General features: G+C 63.9%; 9 protein-coding genes. 3 read left to right on the forward strand and 6 right to left on the reverse strand.

Annotated features, from left to right (window positions below; translation table 11 throughout):
- Positions 1-63: 63 nt before the first annotated feature.
- Both UW3_RS0113010 and UW3_RS0113015 read right to left on the reverse strand, forming a co-directional pair.
- Entirely contained in the window at positions 64-267 is a 204-nt protein-coding gene (locus tag UW3_RS0113010) for a DUF2788 domain-containing protein (protein WP_010222926.1), read from the reverse strand.
- Between the two features lie 55 nt (positions 268-322).
- Positions 323-799: an Lrp/AsnC family transcriptional regulator gene (locus tag UW3_RS0113015; RefSeq protein WP_010222927.1), complete on the reverse strand. Its 477-nt coding sequence runs from the start codon at positions 797-799 to the stop codon at positions 323-325.
- A gap of 410 nt (positions 800-1,209) precedes the next feature.
- Here UW3_RS0113015 and UW3_RS0113020 point away from each other — a divergent pair, with 410 nt between their 5' ends.
- Complete coding sequence (locus tag UW3_RS0113020; RefSeq protein ID WP_010222928.1) at positions 1,210-1,959, forward strand: DUF6515 family protein; 750 nt, start codon at positions 1,210-1,212, stop codon at positions 1,957-1,959.
- Positions 1,960-2,080: 121 nt separating this feature from the next.
- Here UW3_RS0113020 and UW3_RS0113025 read toward each other — a convergent pair whose 3' ends face one another.
- Entirely contained in the window at positions 2,081-2,953 is an 873-nt protein-coding gene (locus UW3_RS0113025; protein WP_010222929.1) for a cation diffusion facilitator family transporter, read from the reverse strand.
- A 25-nt stretch (positions 2,954-2,978) separates the two neighbouring features.
- Positions 2,979-3,398, reverse strand: coding sequence for a hypothetical protein (locus tag UW3_RS0113030; protein WP_010222930.1), 420 nt, complete (start codon positions 3,396-3,398; stop codon positions 2,979-2,981).
- 118 nt (positions 3,399-3,516) lie between these two features.
- Here UW3_RS0113030 and hrpB point away from each other — a divergent pair, with 118 nt between their 5' ends.
- The gene (gene hrpB, locus UW3_RS0113035; RefSeq protein WP_010222931.1) at positions 3,517-6,042 is read left to right on the forward strand and encodes an ATP-dependent helicase HrpB; all 2,526 of its coding nucleotides are present in this window, start codon (positions 3,517-3,519) and stop codon (positions 6,040-6,042) included.
- On the opposite strand, the gene UW3_RS0113040 is transcribed toward hrpB, so the two are convergent.
- Both UW3_RS0113040 and UW3_RS0113045 read right to left on the reverse strand, forming a co-directional pair.
- Positions 6,043-7,122: an endonuclease/exonuclease/phosphatase family protein gene (locus UW3_RS0113040; RefSeq protein ID WP_026001309.1), complete on the reverse strand. Its 1,080-nt coding sequence runs from the start codon at positions 7,120-7,122 to the stop codon at positions 6,043-6,045.
- Between the two features lie 62 nt (positions 7,123-7,184).
- Positions 7,185-7,853, reverse strand: a complete 669-nt coding sequence (locus UW3_RS0113045; RefSeq protein ID WP_010222933.1) for a DUF7847 domain-containing protein — start codon at positions 7,851-7,853, stop codon at positions 7,185-7,187.
- Between the two features lie 154 nt (positions 7,854-8,007).
- Between UW3_RS0113045 and UW3_RS29520 the strand changes: the two genes are divergently transcribed.
- Positions 8,008-8,376 (forward strand): DUF2076 domain-containing protein (locus UW3_RS29520; RefSeq protein ID WP_010222934.1); only part of this gene is annotated, 369 nt, incomplete at its 3' end.

Genomic DNA, 8,376 nt, shown 5'->3' on the forward strand with positions numbered 1-8,376 from the left:
GATCGGCGACTGGAGCCTGGATGGCCTTGATCAAGGCCAGTGGCGGGAAGTGCCGGCCAAGCTTTAAACGCCTTCGATAAAGCCGATCACCACGCTTTTGATGATGAAGGCGAGGATGCCCAGGCCCAGCACGAAAAACAGGATGAAGGTGCCGAACTTGCCGGCTTTGGATTTTTTCGCCAGGTCCCAGACGATAAAACCCATGAAACCAATGAGGATGGTGACCAGGATGGTCATCATCCACTCTTCGAACAACGCAGGATCCATCGATACTCTCCGGCAGGTTGAGGCGCGCGATTATACGCCCCAGTTGCCAGCCTGACTAACGCAGGTGCGTGAGCGGCAGTTCGGTGCTGGCCAGTACCTGGTTGAGGACGAAGCTGGAGCGCACGCTGGTTACGCCTTCAATGCGCGTCAGGTGGCCGAGCAGCAGTTGCTGGTAATGGTCCATGTCGGGCACTACGACTTTTAGCTGGTAGTCGGCATCCATCCCGGTGACCAGGCTGCATTCGAGTACTTGCGGCAGGCTGCGGATCGCTGCCTCGAAGGTCTCGAAGCGCTCGGGGGTGTGGCGGTCCATGCCGATCAATACGTAGGCGGTCAGGCTCAGGCCGAGCTTCTTGCGATCGAGCAGGGCGACCTGGCGGGCAATGTAGCCGTCGTCTTCCAGTTGCTTGACCCGGCGCGAGCAGGGCGAAGGCGACAGGCCGATGCGTTCGGCCAGTTCCTGGTTGGAGATACGCGCATCGCGCTGCAATTCGGCAAGAATGCTCAGGTCATAGCGGTCAAGCTTGCTCATGGGGTTGGCCTTTTCTGTTTCGATTGCGTCGAATTATCAATCTTTAGGCAAAAATTGCGCAAGTGATATTTAATTGAGCAATCTTAGCAATCATCTGTCGCTGCCTTCGCCGTATTCTTATCACCAGAATCACTGCCCGGACATCAGTCCAGTGCGGCGGGCCTAATCAGGCCAGCCGCGGCCAGCAACCCCACCCGGTTGTGCTCGGCCCCCGGGCTACACACTGTCCACAAGACGGCGTGAGGTGAGCCGGTGTCACAAGCGCCGAGCACGGACAAAATTCTCAAAGGGAGACCCCAGGGTCTCCCTTTTTTATTGCCTGGCAAATTTCATCTGGCGGCCGATACCCCGTTGCAGACGGCCTGATAAAGTAATCCCAGGCCCCTTGTTACCGGTCCGAGAGGAAAAGCATGAAGTCGCGCGTCTGGCGTATGGCAGGTGTTGGTTTGCTGTGCATGAGTGTCAATCTGCCTCTACTGGCCGAAGGGCAGGGGGCTTCACCGTTGCAGTCGCGGCCCGATGAAGTGCGTCAGACCCAGGCGCCGCGTACCGGCTACTACCAGGACATTCCGCGACGCAACGACAACCGCTATTACCAGGCCGGTGGCGCCGGGCATCCGGATGGCCATGGCAATGGGTGGGGCCCGGGGCCGCAGTATCGTCCGGGGCAGACCATCGAGCGCTTCCCCGAGCGCTACTGGAAAGTGCCCTATCGCGGGCATGATTACTTTTATTCCGGCGGCTACTGGTATCGCCCGCAAGGCCCGCGCTATGTGGTGGTGACACCGCCGTATGGCGTGCGGGTCAACTACCTGCCCGATTACGCGCGCGAAGTGTGGAGTGGCAGTGCGTTGTTGTTCCTTGCGGCGGGTACGTATTACCAGTACCTGGAGGACAGCCGTGAATACGTGGTGGTCAATCCACCGACGGCCAGTGCGCCGCAGCAGAGTGGCCCCGGTTATGAGGTGATCGCTTACCCGGCTCAGGGCCAGAGCCCTCAGCAGCTTGATCGTGACCGTTATGAATGCCATCGCTGGGCGGTGCAGCAGACCGGCTTTGATCCGGCTGCGGCCAGTTATGCGCCGTCGGCGCAGGTGGCCGATAACTATCGGCGGGCGCAGGGTGCTTGTTTGAGCGGGCGGGGGTATAGCGTCAACTGAACCGGGGGCTGCTGCGCAGTCCATCGCTGGCAAGGCCAGCTCCCACAGTTTAACGGTGCATGCAGTTCCATTGTGGGAGCCGGCCTTGCCGGCGATGCAAGGCACAGCCTTGCCAATGGCCTCACATCACCGGATCCGCATGCACCAGTACTTCCGCCTTCGGATACTGGCTGTTGATCGCCGCCGCAGCCTGGTCACACAAGGCATGGGCCTGGGTCAGCGGCAGGTCCCCGGGCAACTCCAGGTGCAATTGCACAAACCAGTGGCTACCCGATACCCGCGTGCGCAAGTCATGGGCGCCACACACCCCGGGCACACTGCAGGCCAGCGCCAGCATCTGCTCGCTGATGTCACTGGGCAGTTCCTGGTCCATCAGGATCGAGCTGCTCTCGCGACCAATCTGCAGGGCGCTCCAGAGGATGTACAGGGCGATGCCCAGGCCGAAAATCGCATCCAGCTGCGGCCAGCCGAAGCGCGCCAGCACCAGGGCTACCAGAATGCTGCCGTTGAGCAGCAGGTCGGAACGGTAATGCAGTGAGTCGGCGCGCACCGCGTTTGAGCCGGTGATGCGGATTACCTTGCCCTGCAGCATCAGCAAGGCAATGGTCAGCACCAGTGACAGCACCATCACTGCAATGCCAACGCCGGTTTCTGCCAGCGGTTGTGGATTCTGCAGCCGCTCCACCGCCTGCACGCCTATCAGCACCGCACTGACGGCAATGAACAGCGCCTGGGCCATGCCCGCCATGGCCTCGGCCTTGCCGTGGCCGTAGCGATGATCGTCATCGGCCGGGCGCAGGGCATAGTGCACCGCCAGCAAATTGAGGAAAGACGCCACGCCATCGAGGGCCGAATCGGTCAGCCCGGCCAGCAGGCTGACCGAACCGCTGAGCCACCAGGCCACCGCCTTGGTCAGGATCAGGATACTGGCCACCGCCAGCGAGGCGCGGGTGGCCAGGCGCAGCAGGCGTTGGTGTTCAGCCGAGGGAGTCATGCCGAAGGTGGCTTCCTGTCAGAGGTCAAGCCGCGGGCTTGAGGCCATACATGGCCAGTTGTTCGACGCTGCCCTTGTGCTGGATCAGGCGCGGGTCGTTGAGTGGCAGGCGCTGGCCCAGTTCGCTTTCGAGAATAGCCTGCAGCTTGCTGTTGTCGACTTTGCCGTCGGCGCTGATGGCTTCATTGAGCTTCTCGGGCGCGACCTGGGCCGTGGTGCCGCCAGGCAGGTAGATGGCGCCGGTGGCGAAGTCGATGCCAAAGGCGATCAGGCCGGGAATCACATAGAAGAGGATGCCGATAGCGTCGAGGGCGGCGACCACCGGGTCGATCTTGCCTTCTATCTGGCCGCGCCGATCGGGAAAGAACAGGGTGCCGCAGGCCGTCAGTTGGGTCAGCAGGGTGGCGACCACGACGCCGCCAATGACACGGGAGGGAATACGCATGGAAATCTCCGGAATGAAGGCCGCAACGATACAGGCAAAGAGCCGGTACCTACAGCTAAGACCATGATAAGGCGGGCTCGGTTCGCCGTTATACTCGGCGGATTGTTTGAGGACCACCATGAAATCATTACCGATCGATGCCGTACTGCCGGCCTTGCGCGAGGCCTTGGGCCAGCGCCACGAAGCAGTGCTCGAAGCGCCCCCTGGCGCTGGCAAGACCACCCGTGTACCGCTGGCGCTGCTCGATGAGCCGTGGCTGGCCGGGCAGCGCATCCTCATGCTTGAACCGCGGCGCCTGGCGGCACGGGCGGCAGCCGAGCGGCTGGCCAGTGAGCTGGGCGAGCAGGTCGGGCAAACGGTCGGTTACCGCATTCGCCTGGACAGCAAGGTTGGCCCGAACACGCGGATCGAGGTGGTCACCGAAGGGATTCTCACCCGTCGGCTGCAGGCCGATCCAGCCCTGGATGGCGTGGGCCTGCTGATCTTCGATGAATTCCACGAGCGCAGCCTCGATGCCGACCTGGCCCTGGCCCTGAGCCTCAACGGTCGTGAGCTGTTGCGCGATGAGCCGCCGCTGAAAATCCTGCTGATGTCGGCGACCCTTGAGGGCGAGCGTCTGTCGAGCCTGCTCGACGACGCCCCGGTAGTCAGCAGCGAAGGGCGCATGTACCCGGTCGATGTGCGGTGGGGCCGCCCCTTCCAGCCGGGCGAGTTCATCGAGCCGCGGGTGGTCGATACGGTGCTCCAGGCCATCACTGATGAGTCGGGCAGCGTGCTGGTGTTCCTGCCGGGACAGGCGGAGATTCGCCGTGTGAATCAGGCCTTGCAGGACGCCCTCGGTGAGCGCCGTGACATCTTGCTCTGCCCACTGCACGGCGAGCTTGACCTCAATGCCCAGCGCGCTGCCATCGACACGCCACCCGCCGGCCTGCGCAAGGTGGTGCTGGCGACCAACATCGCCGAGACCAGCCTGACCATCGATGGTGTGCGGGTGGTGGTCGATGCCGGCCTTGCCCGGGTGCCGCGCTTCGACCCCGGTAGTGGCATGACCCGCCTGGACACCCAGCGTATCTCCCGCGCCAGCGCCACCCAGCGCGCCGGCCGGGCCGGACGGCTAGAGCCCGGCGTGTGCTACCGCTTGTGGTCCGAAGCCCAGCATGAGCAATTGGCGGCGTACGGCGCTGCCGAGATCCTCCAGGCCGATTTGGCCGGCCTGGCCTTGCAGTTGTCGCGCTGGGGCGTCGCCCCCGAGCAACTGCGCTGGCTCGACCAGCCGCCAGCTGCCGCCTACGGCCAGGCGCTGGATCTGCTGCAGCGCTTGGGCGCGTTCAAGGCCGACAGCCAGGACAGCCTCAGCATCCACGGCCAGGCCATGGCCGAATTGCCGGCGCATCCGCGCATCGCCCACCTGCTGCTGCGCGGCCAGGATCTGGGCCTGGTCGACAGGGCTTGTGATGTCGCCGCATTGCTCGGTGAGCGCGACATCCTGCGTGGCGGCGGTGCCGACCTGCACAACCGCCTGGCCCTGCTCAGCGGCGAAACCCGCGCGGCCAAAGGCGGGCAGGGCGGTGTGCAGCGCGCCCGGCAACTGGCCCGTCAGTACCGTGGCTATTTACGTGGCAAAGCCACTTCAGCTGTAGCCGACCCTGACCATTCGCGCTGGCTGGGTGCCTTGCTGGCGCTGGCCTACCCGGACCGGGTTGCCCAACAGCGGCGTGCCGGCGGTGCTGAATATCGCCTGGCCAACGGCCGTGCCGCGCTGTTCGGCGAAGCCGATGCCTTGATGAAACATCCGTGGCTGGTGATCGCCGACCTGGGTAGCCGTCAGGGCCAGCGCGAGGAGCGCATTTATCTGGCCGCCGATTTCGACCCGGCGTTGTTCGACGGGGTCCTGGCCGAACAGGTGCGCAGCCTGGATATCCTCGACTGGGACGAACGCGAAAACGTGTTGCGTGCCGAACGTCAACGCAAGGTCGGTGAGCTGGTGCTCAGCCGAGAGCCGCTGACCGGCCTGGATGAAGACGCCCGCGCCCGCGCGCTGCTGGAACTGGTGCGGCGCAAAGGCCTGGAGCTGCTGTCGTGGACCCCCGAGCTGCGCCAGTGGCAGGCGCGCGTGGCGCTGTTGCGCCAGCTCGACCTGGCAACCCAGGGTGAGAGCCAATGGCCGGACCTGAGCGATGCCGCACTGCTGGCCAGCCTTGGCGACTGGCTGCAGCCCTACCTGGGCAAGGTCACCCGCCTGAGCCATTTCGCCCAGCTCGACCTCTCGTCGATCCTGCGCAACCTGCTGCCCTGGCCGCTGCCCCAGCGCCTGGATGAATGGGCGCCGGTGCACCTGAGTGTGCCATCGGGTTCGAACATCCGCCTGGATTACAGCGAAACCCCGCCGATCCTCGCTGTGCGCCTGCAGGAGCTGTTCGGCCTGGCCGAAACCCCACGTATTGCCCAGGGACGGCAACAGGTCTTGCTGCACCTGCTGTCGCCCGCGCGGCGGCCGGTGCAGGTGACCCAGGATTTGGCCAACTTCTGGCGCAGCACCTACGCCGAGGTGAAGAAGGATCTGAAGGGGCGCTACCCCAAGCACTATTGGCCGGATGACCCTTTGGTCGCCGAGGCTACCGCGCGGGCCAAGCCACGCAAATAATTACGGTTGTGCAGGCAACAACAAGCGCGCCGTCACCGGCAGGTGATCGGAGATCTCCAGGGTGTCTTGCTGAATCACCCGTGCCTCCAAACGCTGCAGCTTCGGGCTGTGCAACAAATAATCGAGGGTGCGGTCCGGCCCCTGCAGATTAGGGTCGTTGGGGTAGTGGGTCAGCCAGGCCGCGCGGTCGGCGCCGCTGGCTTCGGCATTGCTGGGGATCATCGGGTACTTGTCCCAGAGCAGGTGCAAGTCGCTGTCGGCGCTGTACTGACCGCGCAGTTCGGCCGGCAGGCGCCGGTACTGGCCGAGCGGCAGCAGGTTGAAGTCGCCGCCGATCAACCAGGGGGTGCCCTGGCTTTCGAGCTTGTCGAGCAGTCGCGTTAGCTGTTGCACCTGCTGGCGCTGGATATCGCTGCCCGCCTCGAAGGGGGCGAGGCGGGTGTTGAGTACCGCTAACTGGCCGCCGTCGCGCAGTGGCAGGTAGCTGGCAAGGATGGCTTGCTGAGGTTGCAGCAAGCGCTGCAGGGCGTTGCCGGCGGCGACCGGCAATTGCACGCGTTCGGCCTGTTTGATCGGGTAGCGGCTCAGGGTCGCCAGGCTGCGGCCGACGCTGCCGAAAATATGCCAGTCGGGGACGAAATCGGCTTTCCAGTCGTAGGCCTGCACCGCGCACGGATAGATATCCACCAGACGCTCGCGCAGCAGTGCCAGCTGGTCCTGGTAGTCGCTGGCCTTGGCGTTGTTGTCCAGCTCCTGGAGCAGGACGATGTCCGGCTGTTCGGCGCGGATCACCCGTGCCACTTCATCGAGGTTGAAGGCGAGGTCTTCGGCGGTAGGGCGGGTGTCTTCGCCACGGCCCTGGTCGTACCAGAACACGTAGCGTTTGCCGGCCAGGTACTGCACGTTCCAGGTCATCACCTTGAGCACCTGGCCCGGCACCAGCGCTGCATTGCTGGCGCGACAGCTAACCGGCAGGGTTTCGCGCGGCTCGGGTTGCCAGCTCAACTGCGTGGCCAGCAGCCACAGCAGGGCGAACAGAACAAGCAGGGTCAGCAGTGCGTTGCGCAGTAGTCGGGTCATCGGCTCGGCTTGGCTTGGCAGGTCACTGCCAAGCATACCCGAGCCGTTCGTCCGCTAACCAGTCAGGATACCGGTGGCTCTGCAATCGGTTCGCTGACCAGCATGTACAGGCGGAACATCACCACGGTGCTGAACAGCTGCAGGAAGCCGTTGGCACTGTCGAGGGCCAGTTGCGCCAGCGGAGAAGGCTCGGGCACCAGCATCATGCTCAGGCCGTCGATCAGCCACAGCGGTGCCAGCACGCCGAGGATGCAGCTGAAGATGCGCCAGAAGTTGCCGGTGGTCATCTGAAAGCTGGTACGCATGGCTTCGATCGGTGGCAGGCCACGCAGCACCAGGGCGTATTCGGCAAACACCAGGTGGATCATCACCCAGATGCCGGGAATGATGAACAGCGCGGCGCCGGCCATGATCAGCAGCGAGCTGAGCATCACCATCAGGGCGAATGACGGCCACAGGCGCAAGGCCATGGCCAGCAGGTTGCGCTTGAGCGGGGTGTAGCCGTTGCTGCGGGTGTCGAGGTAGAGGATCAGCGCGGCGCTGTACAACGGGTAGAACAGCAGGCTGACCAGCATGCCATAGCCTGGAGAGGCATCCTCGCCCAGTTGCTGGTTCAGCAGCTGGGTGCACAGCGCTTCGAGCACCACCAGCGGCAGGCACAGCTGGGCAATGCTCAGCAGGTGGCGGCGGAAGAAATACACGGAGTCGCGCAGAACACTAAGCGGATTCATCGGTCGATATCGCATTGAAGAAAAGCAGGGCGTCACTTTAGCCCAGGCGCTGGCCAACCTGAAGAAAGTTTAATCCCGGCTTGTGTTGAATCTATCGTCCTGGCACCCCATTTTACCTGTACTCGATTTTTCCGGTTTTGCAGTGAGGTTGCCCATGAACAGTGAAGAACAAACCCTGATCGACGGCCTGTTCGGTCGACTCAAGCAAGCCGAGGACCCGGCCGTGCCACGCGATGCCCAGGCCCAGGCACGCATTGCCGAACACCTGCAGCAGCAACCGGCGGCGCCTTACTACATGGCTCAGGCGATCCTGGTGCAGGAAGCGGCGCTCAAGCGCCTGGACGAACAGAACCAGCAACTGCAGGCCGAGCTGAAGCAGGCCAAGGCCCAGGTTGCAGCCACCGCACCGAGCAGCAGTGGCGGCTTTTTGTCGAGTATCTTCGGCAGCGGCACCCGTGATCCACAGCCGCTGCAGAGCCAGGCCCCGGCCAACCCGCCAGTCAGTGGCGGGGGGGGGGGGGGG

It is taken from the genome of Pseudomonas donghuensis (assembly GCF_000259195.1).
Classification (GTDB): domain Bacteria; phylum Pseudomonadota; class Gammaproteobacteria; order Pseudomonadales; family Pseudomonadaceae; genus Aquipseudomonas; species Aquipseudomonas donghuensis.

What these genes read in the sequence shown, in the direction of transcription:
- UW3_RS0113010 (WP_010222926.1), bottom strand. Translation starts at nt 267, where the DNA reads ATGGATCCTGCGTTGTTCGAAGAGTGGATGATGACCATCCTGGTCACC.
- UW3_RS0113015 (WP_010222927.1), bottom strand. Translation starts at nt 799, where the DNA reads ATGAGCAAGCTTGACCGCTATGACCTGAGCATTCTTGCCGAATTGCAG.
- UW3_RS0113020 (WP_010222928.1), top strand. Translation starts at nt 1,210, where the DNA reads ATGAAGTCGCGCGTCTGGCGTATGGCAGGTGTTGGTTTGCTGTGCATG.
- UW3_RS0113025 (WP_010222929.1), bottom strand. Translation starts at nt 2,953, where the DNA reads ATGACTCCCTCGGCTGAACACCAACGCCTGCTGCGCCTGGCCACCCGC.
- UW3_RS0113030 (WP_010222930.1), bottom strand. Translation starts at nt 3,398, where the DNA reads ATGCGTATTCCCTCCCGTGTCATTGGCGGCGTCGTGGTCGCCACCCTG.
- hrpB (WP_010222931.1), top strand. Translation starts at nt 3,517, where the DNA reads ATGAAATCATTACCGATCGATGCCGTACTGCCGGCCTTGCGCGAGGCC.
- UW3_RS0113040 (WP_026001309.1), bottom strand. Translation starts at nt 7,122, where the DNA reads ATGACCCGACTACTGCGCAACGCACTGCTGACCCTGCTTGTTCTGTTC.
- UW3_RS0113045 (WP_010222933.1), bottom strand. Translation starts at nt 7,853, where the DNA reads ATGAATCCGCTTAGTGTTCTGCGCGACTCCGTGTATTTCTTCCGCCGC.